This is a genomic window from Serratia sp. CY40230 (assembly GCF_052168835.1).
Taxonomy (GTDB): Bacteria; Pseudomonadota; Gammaproteobacteria; order Enterobacterales; family Enterobacteriaceae; genus Serratia; species Serratia nematodiphila.
In genome coordinates this window covers 527,581-544,069 of sequence record NZ_JBJNLX010000004.1, presented here as the reverse complement: position 1 = coordinate 544,069, position 16,489 = coordinate 527,581, and the positions used below count along the sequence as shown (strand labels likewise).

17 protein-coding genes are annotated in these 16,489 nt (G+C 60.6%); 6 read left to right on the top strand and 11 right to left on the bottom strand.

The window, feature by feature from the left end:
* Positions 1–6 precede the first annotated feature (6 nt).
* The 3 genes from ACJ8IJ_RS17130 (at position 7) to mutS (ending at position 4,868) form a co-directional block, all read left to right on the top strand.
* A complete protein-coding gene (locus ACJ8IJ_RS17130) occupies positions 7–978 on the top strand; it encodes an aldo/keto reductase (RefSeq protein WP_442518847.1) in 972 nt (323 codons plus the stop codon).
* Positions 979–1,008: 30 nt separating this feature from the next.
* Positions 1,009–2,001, top strand: a complete 993-nt coding sequence (locus ACJ8IJ_RS17125) for a hypothetical protein (RefSeq protein ID WP_442518846.1) — start codon at positions 1,009–1,011, stop codon at positions 1,999–2,001.
* A gap of 311 nt (positions 2,002–2,312) precedes the next feature.
* Positions 2,313–4,868 carry a DNA mismatch repair protein MutS gene (gene mutS / locus ACJ8IJ_RS17120; protein ID WP_442518845.1) on the top strand — a complete coding sequence of 852 codons (2,556 nt, stop codon included), beginning with the start codon at positions 2,313–2,315 and terminating at the stop codon, positions 4,866–4,868.
* 79 nt (positions 4,869–4,947) lie between these two features.
* Here mutS and rpoS read toward each other — a convergent pair whose 3' ends face one another.
* The 8 genes from rpoS to ftsB form a co-directional block, all read right to left on the bottom strand.
* On the bottom strand, positions 4,948–5,946 hold the full coding sequence (gene rpoS / locus ACJ8IJ_RS17115; RefSeq protein WP_004932578.1) for an RNA polymerase sigma factor RpoS: 999 nt from the start codon (positions 5,944–5,946) through the stop codon (positions 4,948–4,950).
* Positions 5,947–6,000: 54 nt separating this feature from the next.
* On the bottom strand, positions 6,001–6,999 hold the full coding sequence (nlpD, locus tag ACJ8IJ_RS17110) for a murein hydrolase activator NlpD (RefSeq protein ID WP_015376692.1): 999 nt from the start codon (positions 6,997–6,999) through the stop codon (positions 6,001–6,003).
* A 325-nt stretch (positions 7,000–7,324) separates the two neighbouring features.
* A complete protein-coding gene (locus ACJ8IJ_RS17105; RefSeq protein ID WP_044029655.1) occupies positions 7,325–7,951 on the bottom strand; it encodes a protein-L-isoaspartate(D-aspartate) O-methyltransferase in 627 nt (208 codons plus the stop codon).
* On the bottom strand, positions 7,945–8,706 hold the full coding sequence (surE, locus tag ACJ8IJ_RS17100) for a 5'/3'-nucleotidase SurE (RefSeq protein WP_265261592.1): 762 nt from the start codon (positions 8,704–8,706) through the stop codon (positions 7,945–7,947). The genes ACJ8IJ_RS17105 and surE overlap by 7 nt, the downstream gene beginning before the upstream one ends.
* Positions 8,687–9,733, bottom strand: a complete 1,047-nt coding sequence (gene truD / locus ACJ8IJ_RS17095) for a tRNA pseudouridine(13) synthase TruD (protein ID WP_004932592.1) — start codon at positions 9,731–9,733, stop codon at positions 8,687–8,689. Before truD ends, surE begins: the two co-directional genes overlap by 20 nt.
* A 4-nt stretch (positions 9,734–9,737) precedes the next feature.
* Positions 9,738–10,211, bottom strand: a complete 474-nt coding sequence (ispF, locus tag ACJ8IJ_RS17090; RefSeq protein ID WP_004932594.1) for a 2-C-methyl-D-erythritol 2,4-cyclodiphosphate synthase — start codon at positions 10,209–10,211, stop codon at positions 9,738–9,740.
* Positions 10,212–10,221: 10 nt separating this feature from the next.
* Positions 10,222–10,929: a 2-C-methyl-D-erythritol 4-phosphate cytidylyltransferase gene (ispD, locus tag ACJ8IJ_RS17085; RefSeq protein ID WP_440484626.1), complete on the bottom strand. Its 708-nt coding sequence runs from the start codon at positions 10,927–10,929 to the stop codon at positions 10,222–10,224.
* 3 nt (positions 10,930–10,932) lie between these two features.
* Entirely contained in the window at positions 10,933–11,253 is a 321-nt protein-coding gene (gene ftsB / locus ACJ8IJ_RS17080; RefSeq protein ID WP_016929043.1) for a cell division protein FtsB, read from the bottom strand.
* Positions 11,254–11,656: 403 nt separating this feature from the next.
* Here ftsB and ACJ8IJ_RS17075 point away from each other — a divergent pair, with 403 nt between their 5' ends.
* The 3 genes from ACJ8IJ_RS17075 (at position 11,657) to ACJ8IJ_RS17065 (ending at position 13,967) form a co-directional block, all read left to right on the top strand.
* Positions 11,657–12,427: a basic amino acid ABC transporter substrate-binding protein gene (locus tag ACJ8IJ_RS17075; protein ID WP_033631812.1), complete on the top strand. Its 771-nt coding sequence runs from the start codon at positions 11,657–11,659 to the stop codon at positions 12,425–12,427.
* A 114-nt stretch (positions 12,428–12,541) separates the two neighbouring features.
* Positions 12,542–13,261: an amino acid ABC transporter permease gene (locus ACJ8IJ_RS17070; RefSeq protein WP_042706788.1), complete on the top strand. Its 720-nt coding sequence runs from the start codon at positions 12,542–12,544 to the stop codon at positions 13,259–13,261.
* Positions 13,245–13,967: an amino acid ABC transporter ATP-binding protein gene (locus tag ACJ8IJ_RS17065; RefSeq protein ID WP_131165237.1), complete on the top strand. Its 723-nt coding sequence runs from the start codon at positions 13,245–13,247 to the stop codon at positions 13,965–13,967. Before ACJ8IJ_RS17070 ends, ACJ8IJ_RS17065 begins: the two co-directional genes overlap by 17 nt.
* A gap of 52 nt (positions 13,968–14,019) precedes the next feature.
* Here ACJ8IJ_RS17065 and ACJ8IJ_RS17060 read toward each other — a convergent pair whose 3' ends face one another.
* From ACJ8IJ_RS17060 to cysN, 3 genes are all read right to left on the bottom strand, one after another.
* On the bottom strand, positions 14,020–14,346 hold the full coding sequence (locus ACJ8IJ_RS17060) for a DUF3561 family protein (protein ID WP_004932611.1): 327 nt from the start codon (positions 14,344–14,346) through the stop codon (positions 14,020–14,022).
* Between the two features lie 84 nt (positions 14,347–14,430).
* Entirely contained in the window at positions 14,431–15,120 is a 690-nt protein-coding gene (gene cysC / locus ACJ8IJ_RS17055) for an adenylyl-sulfate kinase (RefSeq protein WP_077791443.1), read from the bottom strand.
* Positions 15,059–16,486 (bottom strand): sulfate adenylyltransferase subunit CysN, encoded by a 1,428-nt coding sequence (gene cysN, locus ACJ8IJ_RS17050; RefSeq protein ID WP_049242652.1) that lies wholly within the window; start codon positions 16,484–16,486, stop codon positions 15,059–15,061. Before cysN ends, cysC begins: the two co-directional genes overlap by 62 nt.
* Positions 16,487–16,489: the final 3 nt, after the last annotated feature.

Below are 16,489 nucleotides of genomic sequence, written 5' to 3'. Positions count from 1 at the left end.
GAGGCCATGAACTACGTTCGGCTTGGCGACAGCGGCCTGAAGGTGTCCCGCCTCTGCCTGGGTTGCATGACCTACGGCGATCCGGCCTGGCGGCCCTGGGTGCTGAAGGAAGATGAAGCGCGCCCCTTTATCCGCGAGGCGCTGGAGGCGGGTATCAATTTTTTCGATACCGCCAACATTTACTCCGGCGGAGAAAGCGAGCGCATTCTCGGCCGCGCGCTGAGGGCGTTCGCCCGCCGTGAAGACGTGGTGATCGCCACCAAGGCCTACTTTCCAATAGACGCGCAGCCGAACAGCCGGGGGCTATCACGCAAGCACCTGCTGCACAGCGTCGACGCCTCCTTGCAGCGGCTGGGAACGGATTACCTCGATCTGTTCGTGCTGCACCGCTTCGACACCGAAACGCCGATCGAAGAAACCGCCGACACCCTCGATGGCCTGGTGCGGGCGGGCAAGATCCGCTATCTCGGCGCCTCCTCGCTGCACGCCTGGCGCCTGATGAAAATGCTGGCCTTTCAACGTCAGCACCGCCTGGCGCCGTTTATTTCGCTGCAAAGCCAATACAACCTGGTGACGCGTGAAGATGAAGAGGAGCTGATTCCGCTGTGCCTGGAGGAAGGTCTTGGCCTGACGCCCTGGTCGCCGCTGGCCCGCGGCGTGCTGGCCGGCTCCGGCAGCGGCGGCACGCTGCGCTCCGCCACCGACGAACAGGCGCCCCGTTGGTACGGCGGCAGAAACGAGGTAGAACGCACCGTCGCGGCGGTCGCGGAGGTGGCGGCCGCGCGCGGCGTTCCACCGGCGCAAATCGCGCTGGCCTGGCTGTTGGCCAAACCCGGCGTGGTGTCGCCGCTGGTGGGCATGTCCAAGCCGCATCATCTGCAGGATGCGCTGGCAGCGCTCGACCTCAGGCTATCACCGGAAGACGTGGCCGCGCTGGAGGCGCCGATGGCGCATGCTGTCCGCCCCGATCGCTGGTAGCCCCTTTTCCGTCATTCCAGGAGAGAAGACATGTCATATGCGCTTACCGTGCGAGCGGTGTTGTTCACCCTCGCTGCCGCATTCACCCTTAGCGCTCCGGTGCAGGCTGCCGTCAGCGCAGACTGCGCCGCAAACAGCATGACGCTGCCGCCTGGCGCGCTTTACCCCAACGGCATCGCCCGTGCGACGGACGGTACGCTGTATGTCGGCTTTGTCACCAGCGGCAACGTGCTGCGCAAGCGGCCGGGTCAAGCGTGGGAAACCTTTTTCCCCGGCGCTGACACAGTGTTCGCCTCAAACGCGCTGCGGCTGGACGAAAAACGTGGGCTGCTGTGGGGCAATTCGCCGGACTTCCTCTCCGGCGGCAAAACGCGCGCCAACCGCATCTATGCGCTGAACGTCGCGGATGGCACGCTCAACCGCAGCCTGGCGCTGCCGGCGGGCGAAATGGGCAACGATATCGTACTCGGCGCAGACGGTACGGTGTATGTGACGGAAACCCGCGGCGGCGGCATCCTGCGCCTGCGGCCGGGCGAGACGGCATTCCGTACGCTGTTTCAGGATCCGCAGTTAGCGGCCCCCAGCGGGCTGGGCGCCGCCGGGATCGTGCTTCTCGACGATCGGCTGATGGCTGTCGCCAATTTCGGTACCGGTAAGCTCTACACCCTCAGTTATAACGCTCCAAGGCCGCAACTGACGGAAATGCAGCTGCCGCGCCTCATCGAAAACCCGGACGGAATGGGATTGGCGCCGGATGGCGCGCTGATCGTGCTGGAAAACGGGATCCAGAGCGGCCAGGGGCGGATCCTGCGGATCCCGTCACCCAAGGCGGCAGGCATGCACCGGATTGAGGTCTTGCGCGAAGGCATGGAATCGCCGGTCAACCTGACTATCACTCCGCAAGGCTGCGCCTTCGTCAGCGAATCGCGCATCCGCCACCGCCTGCTGCCCGGCCATGAAACCGAAGTGCCCGACAGTTTCCGCCTCTATCAACTGCCCTTGCCTCTCACCGCCGCACAATAACCTCTACGCCGCCTCAGCGGGCGGCGACACTTGCGTTATTGCCCGCAGGCGAACGACAATCCCGCTTCGTTGCAAACCGGCCTTGCGCAGCGCTTCCCATTTTTACCTGTGACAGCCGATTGCCCGCTGGGCTAGTATAAGCGTCTGTGCAAACCTTGGGTTTGAACACGCCGTTTGGCGTTTTGATGACTTGATTTGCGCCGCCCGCCAAGCGCTGAATGGGGTGGCGCCTGCTGAAACAATGTGATAGCGAATGACGACAATGAAAATCACAGTTCCCTTTACATTCAATGGATTGGAAAAATAATCGCATGAATAGCACCGATAAACTCGATTCGCACACGCCGATGATGCAGCAGTACCTGCGCCTCAAGGCCCAGCATCCTGAAATCCTGCTGTTCTATCGCATGGGCGACTTCTACGAGCTATTTTACGACGACGCCAAGCGCGCTTCCCAACTGCTGGATATCTCGCTGACCAAACGCGGCGCCTCGGCGGGCGAACCGATCCCGATGGCCGGCGTGCCGCACCACGCAGTGGAGAACTACCTGGCCAAGCTGGTGCAGCTCGGCGAGTCCGTCGCCATCTGCGAGCAGATCGGCGATCCGGCCACCAGCAAAGGGCCGGTCGAGCGCAAAGTGGTACGTATCGTCACCCCCGGCACCATCACCGACGAAGCGCTGCTGCAAGAACGCCAGGACAACCTGCTGGCGGCGATCTGGCAGGACGCGCGCGGCTTCGGCTACGCCACGCTGGACGTCAGCTCCGGCCGCTTCCGCGTCGCCGAGCCGCAGGATCTGGAAACCATGGCCGCCGAGCTGCAGCGCACCAATCCGGCCGAGCTGCTCTATCCGGAAACCTTCGAACACATGGCGCTGATCGAACAGCGCCACGGCCTGCGCCGCCGCCCGCTGTGGGAATTCGAGCTTGAGACCGCACGCCAACAGCTCAACCTGCAGTTCGGCACCCGCGACTTGACCGGCTTCGGCGTCGAGCAGGCGCACCAGGCGCTGCGCGCCGCCGGCTGTCTGCTGCAGTACGTCAAAGATACCCAACGCACTTCGCTGCCGCACATTCGCGGCATCACCATGGAACGCCAGCAGGACGGCATCATCATGGATGCCGCCACCCGCCGCAACCTGGAGCTGACGCAGAGCCTGTCCGGCGGCAGCGACAACACGCTGGCGGCGATCCTCGACCGTACGGTCACGCCGATGGGCAGCCGCATGCTGAAACGCTGGCTGCACATGCCGACCCGCGACATCAAGGTGCTGACCGCCCGCCAGCAGGCGATCGGCGCATTACAGGAACTGTTCGCGGATCTGCAGCCTTCGCTGCGTCAGGTAGGCGATCAGGAACGTATTTTGGCGCGTTTGGCGCTGCGCACCGCCCGGCCGCGCGATCTGGCGCGCATGCGCCATGCTTTCCAGCAACTGCCGGACATCCGCGCGCTGCTGCAGGATGTGAAAACGCCGCACGTGCAGCAGCTGCTGTCGCAGGTGGGCCAGTTTGACGAACTGCGCGAGCTGCTGGAACGTGCGGTCATTGAATCACCGCCGGTGCTGGTGCGCGACGGCGGCGTGATCGCCCCCGGTTACAACAGCGAACTGGACGAGTGGCGGGCCCTGGCCGACGGCGCCAGCGACTACCTCGATCGGCTGGAGATCCGCGAGCGTGAAAAGCTGGGTCTGGATACGCTCAAGGTCGGCTTCAACGGCGTACACGGCTATTACATTCAGGTCAGCCGCGGTCAAAGCCACCTGGTGCCGATCCACTATGTACGCCGTCAGACGCTGAAAAACGCCGAGCGCTACATCATCCCGGAACTGAAAGAGTACGAAGACAAAGTGCTCACCTCCAAGGGTAAGGCGCTGGCGATCGAGAAAAGCCTGTACGACGAGCTGTTCGATCTGCTGCTGCCGCACCTGGCGGAACTGCAACAAAGCGCCGCCGCGCTGGCCGAGCTGGACGTGCTGGCCAACCTGGCCGAGCGCGCCGATACCCTGAACTACGCTTGCCCGACCATGAGCGAGCAGCCGGGGATCCGCATTACCGAAGGCCGCCATCCGGTGGTGGAGCAGGTGCTGAGCGAGCCGTTTATCTCCAACCCGCTCACCCTGTCGCCGCAGCGCCGCATGCTGATCATAACCGGTCCGAATATGGGCGGTAAAAGCACCTATATGCGGCAAACGGCGCTGATCGTGCTGATGGCGCACATCGGCAGCTACGTGCCGGCCACCAAGGCCACCATCGGCCCGGTGGATCGCATCTTCACCCGCGTCGGCGCGGCGGACGATCTGGCTTCCGGCCGCTCCACCTTCATGGTGGAGATGACCGAAACCGCCAACATTCTGCACAACGCCACCGAGCACAGCCTGGTGTTAATGGATGAAATCGGCCGCGGCACCTCCACCTACGACGGCCTGTCGCTGGCCTGGGCCTGCGCCGAGAACCTGGCCAACCGCATCAAGGCGATGACGCTGTTCGCCACCCACTACTTCGAGCTAACGACCCTGCCTGAGAAGATGGAAGGCGTGGTCAACGTGCATCTGGATGCGCTTGAACACGGCGACACCATCGCCTTCATGCACAGCGTGCAGGACGGTGCCGCCAGCAAAAGCTATGGCCTGGCGGTCGCCGCACTGGCCGGCGTGCCGCGCGACGTCATCAAACGCGCCCGTCAGAAACTGCGCGAGCTGGAATCCATCTCCAGCCACACCGCGTCGGGCAGCGTCGATGCCACCCAGATGACGCTGCTGCAGGAAGAGACCTCGCCGGCAGTAGAAGCCCTGGAGGCGCTTGATCCAAACTCCCTGTCGCCTCGACAGGCGCTGGAATGGATCTACCGGCTGAAAAATATGGTGTAATCTGGCGCCAAACGCGGGCATAAAAAAACGGTGAGCATCATGCTCACCGTTTTTATTTGATGCGGTTCAACAACCGGCGTTATTCGCGGAACAGCGCCTCAATGCTCAGGCCCTGCATCTGCAAAATCTCACGCAGACGGCGCAGACCTTCTACCTGAATCTGACGGACGCGCTCGCGCGTCAGGCCAATCTCCCGGCCTACGTCTTCCAGCGTCGCCGCTTCATAGCCCAGCAGGCCGAAACGACGCGCCAACACTTCACGCTGTTTGGCGTTCAGTTCGAACAGCCATTTGACGATGCTTTGCTTCATATCGTCATCTTGCGTGGTGTCTTCAGGCCCGTTGTCCTTCTCGTCGGCCAGAATGTCCAGCAGCGCTTTCTCCGAATCCCCGCCCAGCGGCGTATCCACCGAGGTGATGCGCTCATTCAGGCGCAGCATGCGGCTGACGTCATCCACCGGCTTGTCGAGTTGCTCGGCAATTTCTTCAGCGCTCGGTTCATGATCCAGCTTGTGGGAAAGCTCGCGCGCGGTGCGCAGATAGACATTCAGTTCTTTGACGATATGGATAGGCAAACGAATGGTACGGGTTTGGTTCATGATCGCCCGTTCAATCGTCTGACGGATCCACCAGGTTGCATAAGTGGAGAAGCGGAAGCCGCGTTCCGGGTCGAATTTTTCCACTGCGCGAATCAGACCGAGGTTACCCTCTTCGATCAGATCCAGCAGCGCCAGACCGCGGTTGCTGTAGCGGCGGGCGATTTTCACCACCAGCCGCAGGTTGCTTTCAATCATGCGGCGGCGGGACGGCACGTCACCGCGCAGAGCACGCCGCGCAAAATAGACTTCTTCCTCTGCGGTCAGCAGAGGTGAATAACCGATCTCACCCAGATAGAGCTGCGTCGCATCCAATACGCGTTGCGTAACGCCTTGAGACAACAGCTCTTCTTCCGCTAAATCGTTCTCGCTGGTCTCTTCTTCTACCAGCGCTTTTTCATCAAACGACTCGGCCTCAGCTCCATTCTCGTCGAAATCCGCATCATCATGTAACTCGTTAACTTTCAGCGTATTTTGGCTCATATGCTGCTCCTACCCGTGATACCGCGAGCAGAATCTCAGCGTATTCTGCCCAATCTATCGCTGCGGAAGATAACGCAGCGGGTTTACGGATTTCCCCTTGTAACGAATTTCAAAATGCAAACGTACTGAACTGGTACCGGTGCTACCCATGGTGGCTATTTTTTGACCCGCCTTCACTTCTTGTTGTTCCCGGACCAGCATTGTGTCGTTATGAGCGTAGGCGCTCAGGTAATCATCATTATGTTTGATGATGATTAGATTACCGTAACCCCGTAAAGCGTTGCCTGCATACACTACGCGGCCATCGGCGGTAGCGAAAATAGGCTGCCCACGGGAACCGGCGATATCGACACCCTTATTCCCACCTTCTGATGAGGAAAAGTTATCAATAACCTTACCGTCAGTCGGCCATCTCCAGGTACTGACCGGAGCGCTGTTGCTGACGGTGCTGCTCACAGGTGGAGCGGCTTCCGGCGCGGTAACAGGCGCAGTCGCGGTCCCAACCGCTGCGGCACCTGCTGCAGGTAACATCTTACCTACATTCTGTTTACCCGAGTTTTCAGAATACGCGTTAGTTGATTGAGAATCAACCGTTGCCGTCTGGATCTGGGAGCTGGAAGGTGGCTTCGGAACACCGCCTTTGGTCGCATCTGTCGTCGCCAACATGCCGCCGCCGCCGTTGGCAGAACCATTACCAAGCTGAATGGTTTGGCCAACATTCAGGCTGTATGGCTCGGGAATATTGTTGCGCTGCGCCAGGTCGCGGAAATCATTGCCGGTGATCCAGGCGATATAAAACAGCGTGTCGCCGCGCTTGACCGTATAAGTTTCGCCGCCGCTGTAACTCCCTTTAGGGATGGCGTTATAACTGCGGTTATAGACAATGCGGCCCTCTGGGCTGGCCTGCTGCACTCCGCCATTATTATTGCCGGATGGAGCGGCACCGCCGCCCCCCACGCTGCTGATAGGAGCCGACGTCGAGGCCGTATTCGTACAACCCGCCAACCACAAACTTACCATCGTACACACCGCTACCCGGCGTAACGTAATCATTGGGCTTCCCGTGCTCATGCTTCCCCCATGACAGCAATATCAGTGATATATCCAAAATACCCTTTACATCGTAGCCGAGCTTTTGCCACTTCCCAGTTTCTGCGATGTAAAGGCGCCGCCGGCCGATCCCTGAACGCCAGGTCATCTCGCGCCGGAGCATCAAAACGCGCGCCAATGCTAACCACATTGGCGTTGCCGCACCATAAGACAACTACGTAGAAAGGCCAATTCTAGTGAAAATTAGCCTGATTGGAACGAGAAAACCTTATCCGGCCATGATGAAAGTGCAACAGATTTTGCAGACGGTCGAAAATTCAGACAATCGCTAGGCCAATTCGCCTTTCACCAACGGCACAAAGCGCACCGCCTCTACCGCATCGACCACGAAATCGTTGCCATGACGCTGAATGCGTTTGAGGGTTTGGGCCTGCTCGCCCACCGGCAACACCAAAATGCCGCCGTCGTCCAGCTGCTCCACCAGTGCCTGCGGGATCTCCGGCGGCGCGGCAGTGACGATGATCGCATCGAACGGGCCGCGCGACGCCCAACCCAGCCAGCCGTCGCCATGGCGGGTGGAAACATTGTGAAGATCGAGCTGTTTCAGGCGGCGCTTGGCCTGCCACTGCAGCCCCTTGATGCGTTCGACGGAACAAACGTGTTGCACCAGATGCGCCAGGATAGCGGTTTGATAACCGGAACCGGTACCGATCTCCAGCACCCTTGAGGTAGGTTTCAGATTCAGCAGCTCGGTCATCCGCGCCACCATATAAGGCTGGGAAATGGTCTGACCGGAACCGATCGGCAATGCGGTGTTTTCGTAGGCCTTATGATCCAGCGCTTCATCGACAAAACGCTCGCGCGGCACCGCTTCGATCGCCCGCAGCAGCTTTTCGTCTCGGATCCCCTGCTGCCGCAGCTGCGTCAGCAATGTTTGCATGCGCTTATTCACCATTCCCCGCTAACCTCTGCCTTGGTTAACCATGTTTTCACGACTTCTTGCGCCGCGTAGGCGGTTAAATCCACCTGCAGCGGCGTTATCGCCACATAGCCTTGTTCCACCGCCGCAAAGTCGGTATCCGGCCCGGCATCAAATTTATCACCAGGCGGCCCGATCCAGTAGATATTTTGTCCGCGCGGATCCTGCTGGCAGAAGACCTTGTCGGCGGGATGGCGGCTGCCGCAGCGGGTAACGCGCAGGCCTTTGATCTCAGCCAGCGGCAGATCCGGCACGTTAATATTCAGAATTTTTCCGGTACGTAGCGGTTCGCGCTGCAGCGCGCGCAGGATGCGGCAGGTAATGGCGGCGGCGGTCGCGTAGTGCCGGTGGCCGTTCAGCGACACCGCCAAGGCAGGCAACCCCAGGTGCCGGCCCTCCATCGCCGCCGCGACGGTGCCGGAATAGATAACGTCATCGCCCAAATTCGGCCCGGCGTTAATGCCGGATACCACGATATCGGGCGCCGGGCGCATAAATGCGTTGACGCCAAGATAAACGCAGTCGGTCGGCGTCCCTTGCAACACCGCAATATCCCCGTTGGCCAGCGTCTGCGTGCGCAACGGCGACTCCAGCGTTAAAGCATTGGAAGAGCCGCTGCGGTTACGATCCGGCGCCACGACCTGCACTTCGGCGAATTCCCGCAGTGCCGCCGCCAGCACCTGAATGCCCGGGGCGCTGACGCCGTCATCGTTACTCAGCAATATCCGCATCACTGTTATCCTGCTGCATGATCTCGCGAACCACGCTGGTAGCAAAGCTGCCCGCCGGCAGCCAGAAGCGCAGTTCCACGGTAACGTCATCCCACCAGTTCCACTGCAAATTTTGCGGCTGCAACAGCAGGGCCCGGCGAGCGGGTTCGACACGCTCGCGCTTTAAAAGCGTAAGCAATTCCGGTTGTTCCGCCAAGCATTGTTGTTCAAAAGCCAAGGCTTGGTCGGCGGTGCCTGGCTCACCATCGCCCGGCAAGGGAGCCGTGATCGCCAGCTCGCCGGCATCCAGCCGTTGCTGCAACGTCTCCAGCTCATCGGCTTTGGCGACGAACCAGCTGCCGCGCCCACTCAGCTGCAGGGCATCCCCTTCCAGCACGGTACGCTGCAGCCCGTCAGCCAGGCGTTGGCTCGCGATCAGATTGAACAGCGCGCTGCGGCTGGCGGACAGGTAGAAGCTGCGCTTACTGCGCTCTTTGACACGAATTTCGTCGTTCGCCCAGCGGCGCGCCATCACCAGGTTGTTGCCGCCGCGGCCGAAGCGTTGGCTGCCGAAATAGTTCGGCACGCCCTGCGCGGCGATGGCCTGCAGGCGACGTTCCACGTCCTGCCGATCGGAAATCTGGCGCAGCACCAGCGTAAAGTGGTTGCCCTTCAGGTTGCCGATGCGCATTTTGCGCAGGTGGCGGGCGAACGAGAGCACCTCGCAGCCTTCCAGCGTAAACCGGGAGAAATCCGGCGTGTCTTTGCCCGGCATATGCAGGCAGAACCACTGTTCGGTCACCGCGTGGCGATCCTTCAAACCGGCATAGCTGACGGAACGGGCGTGAATACCGGCAAAGCGCGCCAGATAGTCGGCCACGAACTGGGTATTGCAGCCGTTTTTACGGATATTTACCAGCACGTGCTCACCTTCACCGTCCGGCGCAAAGCCCAGATCTTCGACCACCACGAAATCTTCCGGATTGGCTTTCAACACCCCGGAACTCTGCGGCCGGCCATGCAGCCAGGTCAGATTCGCCATATCCATGCGGTTATTCCTTGATCAGCAAGGCGACCGCTTCGCACGCGATGCCCTCGCCGCGCCCGGTGAAACCGAGCTGCTCGGTGGTGGTGGCCTTCACGTTGACGTCATCCATATGGCACTGCAGGTCTTCCGCCAGGAAGACGCGCATCTGCGGGATGTGCGGCGCCATTTTCGGCGCCTGAGCGATGATGGTGATATCGAGGTTACCGAGGCGGTAACCTTTGGCGCGGATGCGTTTCCAGGCTTCGCGCAGCAGCTCGCGGCTGTCGGCGCCTTTGAAGGCCGGGTCGGTATCGGGGAACAGTTTGCCGATATCGCCCAGCGCCGCCGCCCCCAGCAGGGCGTCGGTGGCGGCATGCAGCGCGACGTCACCGTCGGAGTGGGCCAGCAAGCCTTTGTCGTAAGGGATGCGAACACCACCGATCACCAACGGGCCTTCGCCGCCGAATTTATGTACATCAAAACCGTGACCGATACGCATGATGCGCTCCTTAATTGTCTAACTGGGTCAAATAGAACGCCGCCAGCGCCAAATCCTCCGGCCGCGTTACTTTAATGTTGTCCGCCCGGCCGGCGATAAGCAGCGGATGATAGCCGCAATGTTCCAGCGCCGAGGCTTCGTCGGTGACGTTCGCGCCTTCATCCAGCGCGCGCTGCAGGCACTGCTTGAGCAGCGGCAGCGGAAACAGCTGCGGCGTCAGCGCATGCCACAGATCCTGCCGTTCAACGGTGTGGGCGATGGTGTCGCGGCCGGGTTCGGCGCGCTTCATGGTGTCGCGCACCGGCGCGGCGAGAATGCCGCCCACCTTGCTGTGTGCGGTGATCGCCAGCAGGCGCTCGAGATCGTCGGCGTGCAGGCAGGGGCGCGCGGCGTCGTGCACCAGCACCCAGTCCGCATCCCCCGCCAGTTTCAACCCGGCCATCACCGAATCGGCGCGCTGTTTGCCGCCCTCGGTGACGGTCACCCGCGGATCCTGAGCGATGGGTAGCCGTTCGAACTGACGATCTTCCGGACTGATCGCCACGATCACCCGTTCAATGCGCGGGTGGCGCAACAGGGCGTGGATGGCGTGTTCGACGATGCTGTGCCGGCCGATGGTTAAATATTGCTTCGGGCATTCCGCCTGCATGCGGCTGCCGATACCGGCAGCGGGCAGGACGGCAATCACCGAGGGAAAGGTACCTGCGGAGTGATTCATGCGTTATTTTTGTGCGTTGTTTTGCGAAGAAGACGCCGCGTTGCGCCTGGATTGGTCAGGAACCAGACGATAAAAAGTCTCACCGGGCTTGATCATGCCCAGCTCATTACGCGCACGCTCTTCGATCGCTTCCTGTCCGCCGTTCAAATCATCGATTTCGGCAAACAGCTGATCGTTACGCGCTTTCAACTTGGCGTTGTTGCCCTGCTGGACCGCAACGTCTTCATTGACCCGCACGTAATCGTGAATACCATTTTTGCCCAGCCACAGTGAATACTGTAACCAACCGAGCAATGCCAGCAATAGCAGCGTAAGTTTTCCCATCTCCGCCCCCTGAAAAACCGACCAATCATCCCACAACTTCTCGTTGGACTCCACACTGAGAGCGGCATTTCAACGCCAAATTCAGAATACGGATGAAGGGTTCCCGTGTTTATCGCCTAATTCCGCTGCGAAAGCGGCAAAAAACGCCCCTTTGGCTCGGCGCACGCGCCGCGTTTTCCAATGAGACACACACTGCCCTACCTCCATTATGCAGCAAGAATCACTGCATCACCGCTTCCTGACACATCGCTTGCGCCACAGCAAAGCAAAAAGTGAATATTTAACACCATAGAGAGAAGAATCGTCATGCAGCGGTTGCACTTTCATTCATTGAGGCTTATTTTTATGCACTCATAGTGCATAAATAATTCCAATATATAACCATTCATTATCGGGGATCGCGATGTTAAAACGTTTAGTTCTGATCGGCGCCTGCCTGGCCGCCACCTTCTCCATCGCTGCGTTGGCGGCTGAACCCACCTACGTCGTCGGCTCCGGCGGCACCTATCGGCCATTCGAATTTGAAAACAGCCAAAAGCAGCTGGAAGGCTTCGACATCGACATCATCAAGGCGGTGGCCAAGGCCGAAGGCTTCCAAATCAAACTGATCAATACGCCGTGGGAAGGGATCTTCGCCACGCTGAACTCCGGCGATCGCGATATCATCATTTCCGGCATCACCATCACCGATAAGCGCAAGCAGATGGTTGATTTCTCTGCGCCTTACTTCCCGGCTGAGCAGGCTATCGTGGTGCCGCAAGACTCGAAGGTGGACTCCATCGCCGCGCTGAAAGCACTGAAGGTCGGCGTGGTGAACTCCAGCACCGGCGACATCGTGGTGTCCGACGCGCTGGGTAAAAACAGCACCGCCATCAAGCGCTTCGACAATACCCCGCTGATGCTGCAGGAGCTGTATGAAGACGGCATCGGCGCGGCGGTCGGCGACGTCGGCGTGGCCAAGTTCTATATCAAGACCCACCCTGAGAAAGCCTTCAAGCTGGTGCCCGACGCCAAGTTCGAGCGCCAGTATTTCGGCATCGCCGTCGCCAAAGGCAACGATGAGCTGCGCAACAAGATCAACGCCGGCCTGAAGAAAATCGTCGCCGACGGCACCTACGCCAAGATCTACCAAACCTGGTTCGACAGCAACGTACCGACGCTGCCGGCGGAATAATCCCCAGTAGCCGGCGCCAGCAAGGGCGTCGGCGCACCACCGTTTCAGCCTACCAAGAAGGAATACCCCTTGAACTTCCGCTGGGAGATCATCCAGGAATACGCGCCGCTGTTTATGGAAGGCGCCTGGATGACCATCAAATGCACCATTATCTGCGTGCTGCTGGGCACCACCTGGGGCTTGATCCTCGGACTGGGCCGTTTGGCGCAGGCGCCGCACGGCATCTGGAAACCCATCCTGCATTACGGCGTTCAGTGGCCGGTGCGCATCTACATCAGCGCCTTTCGCGGCACGCCACTGTTCGTGCAGATCATGGTGGTGCACTTCGCGCTGGTGCCGCTGTTCATCAACCCGCGTGACGGTCTGCTGGTCACCAGCGGCCTGATGAGCGTCGATTTCGCCCGTGCGCTGCGCGCCGACTACGGCGCCTTTCTCTCCTGCGTGGTGGCGATCACGCTCAACGCCGGCGCCTATGTGTCGGAGATCTTCCGCGCCGGGATCCAGTCGATCGACCGCGGCCAGATGGAAGCCTCGCGCTCGTTGGGCATGAGCTATGGCAAAACCATGCGCCAGGTGATCCTGCCGCAAGCCTTCCGGCGCATGCTGCCGCCGCTGGGCAACAACGCCATCGCCATCGTCAAGGATTCGTCGCTGGCCTCCGCCATCGGCCTGGCGGATCTGGCCTATGCCGCCCGTACCGTCTCCGGCGCCTACGCCACCTACTGGGAGCCCTACCTGACCATTTCGCTGGTCTATTGGGTCATCACCTTCCTGCTCTCGCTGCTGGTGCAGCACATGGAAAAGAGGTTCGGTAAAAGTGATTCGCGTACATAATCTGCAAAAACAGTTCGGCGAAAGCCACGTGCTGCGCGGCATTTCCTGCCGGATCGCCGCCAACGAAGTGGTGTGCGTCATCGGCCCTTCAGGCTCCGGGAAGAGCACCTTCCTGCGCTGCATCAATGCGCTGGAGACGCTCTCCGGCGGCGAGATCGAGGTCAACGGTTTCGCCGTCCACGATCAGAAAACCGACCTGAACAAGATGCGGGAAAGCGTGGGCATGGTGTTCCAGCGTTTCAATCTGTTCCCGCACATGACGGTGTTGGAAAATATCATCATGGCGCCGGTGAGCGTGAAGAAACAGCCGCGCGCCGAAGCCATCGCGCACGCAGAACAGCTGCTGCTCAAGGTCGGCCTACTCGACAAGATCGACGCCTATCCCAACAGCCTGTCGGGCGGCCAGCAGCAGCGGGTAGCGATCGCCCGCGCGCTGGCGATGGAGCCGAAGATCATGCTGTTCGACGAGCCGACCTCCGCACTCGATCCTGAGCTGGTGGGCGAAGTGTTGGCGGTGATGAAATCACTGGCCCACGAGGGCATGACCATGGTGGTGGTGACGCATGAGATGGGCTTTGCCCGCGAGGTGGCCGACCGGGTGCTGTTTATCGATCAGGGGATCATTCAGGAGGAGGGTGCGCCGCAGCAGATCTTCAGCCAGCCGGCCAATCCGCGCACGCAGGCGTTTCTAAGCAAAGTTTTGTAACCTTCGACACGGCTTTGCAATCCTTCGGGCGCCGGCATCGGCGCCCGCTCTCTCACCACCCGGTCAGGAAGCTGAACACCAGCCAGAACAGGCACAGCACGATCGCGCCGGTCAGCAGCAGCGTCAGGATCAGACGGCCGCGCAACAGCATGCTGAGGGTGATGCCGATCAGCACCGACAGCGGCATCAGCGCCAGGAAGAACGGCCAGGTATAGAGCAGGAAAAACAGCGTGTTGGAACCGTAAACCAGAAACGGCAACGCGAACGCCAGCCAGTAGAAAACAAAGCCGCTGACGCCGCCCAGGAAAGAATAAGAAGGCTCCTCTCTCTCCTGTTTTGACTGCTTGGAGTCGATCAAGATAGGCGTGACATTTTGCATAGTGATCCCTGGTTATTCGGCTCGCTCTGCGGCGGCTTAGAGTAAAAAGCGCATGGCGAAAAACGCCACACGCTTTTTTTGAATTCAGGGTTTGATAATAGCCTGACCACGCAACACGTCTAACAATTGCGCAATCAAATTTGTTACCAATTGTTGGCCGTCGAGGTGGATTTCCGGCTGCTGCGGCGCCTCATAAACCGCGTCGATACCGGTGAAATTGCGCAGCTCGCCGGCACGCGCTTTTTTATACAACCCTTTCGGATCGCGCGCCTCGCAGATCGCCAACGGCGTGTCGACGAACACCTCGATAAAGCGATCGTCGCCGAGCATCTCGCGCACCATTTGCCGCTCGGCGCGGTGCGGCGAAATGAATGCGGTCAGCACCACCAGCCCGGCATCCACCATCAGCTTGGCCACTTCCCCCACCCGGCGGATGTTCTCGCGCCGATCCTCGTCGGAAAAACCGAGATCGCGGCACAGACCGTGGCGCACGTTATCGCCGTCCAGCAGATAGGTGCTGACGCCAAGCCCATGCAGCGCCTGCTCCAGCGCGCCGGCGACGGTGGATTTGCCCGAGCCGGACAGCCCGGTAAACCACAGCACCGCGCCGCGGTGGCCGTTGCGCGCTTCGCGATCCGCACGCGTCACCGCATGCGGATGCCAAACCACGTTCTCATCGTCCGGCCCGGTTGCCCTCAGTTCAGCGGCCACCTTATCGGCCACCGAGCAGATCGCGTGCGCCCCAGTGCGGGAAGTGCTTGCGCACCAGCGCATTCAGCTCCAGCTCGAAGGCGCTGAACTCGCCGCGCGCCGCCGGGGCATCCTGCAGCGTTTCACGCACCAGACCGGCGCCAACCGTCACGTTGCTCATGCGATCGATGAAGATCAGCCCGCCGGTGTCGTGATTGCTCTGATAGCTGTCCAGCACCAGCGGTTCGTCGAAGGTCAGCTCCACCAACCCGATGCCGTTGAGCGGCAATGTGTCGGCCGGGTGTTGCGCCAGCGTGTTTATCTCCACCTGATGGCGAATGCTCTCCACGCGGGCGCGGGTCTTTTTGCCGGCGATCTTGATGTCGTAGCTCTGGCCCGGCACCAGCGGCTGCTCGGCCATCCATACCACGTCCACCCGCGCGCTCTGCGCCGCCTGCAGACTTTCTCCGGCGTCGACCAGCAAATCGCCGCGGCTGATGTCCACTTCATCTTTCAGCACCAGCGTAATCGCCTCGCCCGGCACCGCTTCTTGCAGATCGCCGTCGAAGGTCACGATACGCGCCACGCTGGACTCCACGCCGGAAGGCAGCACTTTGATGCGTTGCCCCACCCGCACTACACCGGCGGAAAGCGTGCCGGCATAGCCGCGAAAATCGAGGTTCGGGCGGTTGACGTACTGCACCGGGAAGCGCAGCGGCTGGTTTTCTCGCTCGCTGATCACGTCAACGCTCTCCAGCACTTCCAGCAGCGTCGGGCCGCTGTACCACGGCATATGGGCGCTTTCGCTCGCCACGTTGTCGCCGTCCAGCGCCGACAGCGGTACGAACTTGATGTCCAGATCGCCAGGCAGCTGCTGGGCGAAGGTCAGGTAATCCTGTTTGAACTGCTCGAACACCGCTTCCTGATAGTCCACCAGATCCATTTTGTTTACCGCAACCACCAGATGGCGAATGCCCAGCAGGGTCGCGATAAAGCTGTGGCGGCGAGTCTGATCCAACACCCCTTTGCGCGCGTCGATCAACAGGATCGCCAGATCGCAGGTCGAGGCGCCGGTGGCCATGTTGCGGGTGTACTGCTCGTGCCCCGGGGTATCGGCGATGATAAATTTACGTTTTTCGGTCGAGAAATAGCGATAGGCCACGTCGATGGTGATGCCCTGCTCGCGCTCGGCCTGCAGGCCGTCCACCAGCAGCGCCAGATCGAGCTTTTCGCCCTGGGTGCCGATGCGTTTGCTGTCGCTGTGCAGCGTCGACAGCTGATCCTCGTAGATCTGGCGGGTATCGTGCAGCAGGCGGCCAATCAGGGTGCTTTTGCCGTCGTCGACGCTGCCGCAGGTCAGAAAGCGCAGCAGGCTCTTGTGCTGCTGCGCGTGCAGATAGGATTCGACGCCGCCCTGGTCAGCGATTTGTTGTGCAATTGCGTTGTTCATCCG

Bases quoted from the DNA above. Each gene is read 5' to 3' on its own strand.
- ftsB (WP_016929043.1), bottom strand. From the start codon at position 11,253: ATGGGAAAACTTACGCTGCTATTGCTGGCATTGCTCGGTTGGTTACAG.
- ACJ8IJ_RS17130 (WP_442518847.1), top strand. From the start codon at position 7: ATGAACTACGTTCGGCTTGGCGACAGCGGCCTGAAGGTGTCCCGCCTC.
- ACJ8IJ_RS17105 (WP_044029655.1), bottom strand. From the start codon at position 7,951: ATGGTGAATAAGCGCATGCAAACATTGCTGACGCAGCTGCGGCAGCAG.
- cysN (WP_049242652.1), bottom strand. From the start codon at position 16,486: ATGAACAACGCAATTGCACAACAAATCGCTGACCAGGGCGGCGTCGAA.
- ACJ8IJ_RS17070 (WP_042706788.1), top strand. From the start codon at position 12,542: ATGGAAGGCGCCTGGATGACCATCAAATGCACCATTATCTGCGTGCTG.
- mutS (WP_442518845.1), top strand. From the start codon at position 2,313: ATGAATAGCACCGATAAACTCGATTCGCACACGCCGATGATGCAGCAG.
- ACJ8IJ_RS17075 (WP_033631812.1), top strand. From the start codon at position 11,657: ATGTTAAAACGTTTAGTTCTGATCGGCGCCTGCCTGGCCGCCACCTTC.
- ispF (WP_004932594.1), bottom strand. From the start codon at position 10,211: ATGCGTATCGGTCACGGTTTTGATGTACATAAATTCGGCGGCGAAGGC.
- ACJ8IJ_RS17060 (WP_004932611.1), bottom strand. From the start codon at position 14,346: ATGCAAAATGTCACGCCTATCTTGATCGACTCCAAGCAGTCAAAACAG.
- truD (WP_004932592.1), bottom strand. From the start codon at position 9,733: ATGGATATGGCGAATCTGACCTGGCTGCATGGCCGGCCGCAGAGTTCC.
- ACJ8IJ_RS17125 (WP_442518846.1), top strand. From the start codon at position 1,009: ATGTCATATGCGCTTACCGTGCGAGCGGTGTTGTTCACCCTCGCTGCC.
- rpoS (WP_004932578.1), bottom strand. From the start codon at position 5,946: ATGAGCCAAAATACGCTGAAAGTTAACGAGTTACATGATGATGCGGAT.
- nlpD (WP_015376692.1), bottom strand. From the start codon at position 6,999: ATGATTACGTTACGCCGGGTAGCGGTGTGTACGATGGTAAGTTTGTGG.
- ispD (WP_440484626.1), bottom strand. From the start codon at position 10,929: ATGAATCACTCCGCAGGTACCTTTCCCTCGGTGATTGCCGTCCTGCCC.
- surE (WP_265261592.1), bottom strand. From the start codon at position 8,706: ATGCGGATATTGCTGAGTAACGATGACGGCGTCAGCGCCCCGGGCATT.
- cysC (WP_077791443.1), bottom strand. From the start codon at position 15,120: ATGCGCTGGTGCGCAAGCACTTCCCGCACTGGGGCGCACGCGATCTGC.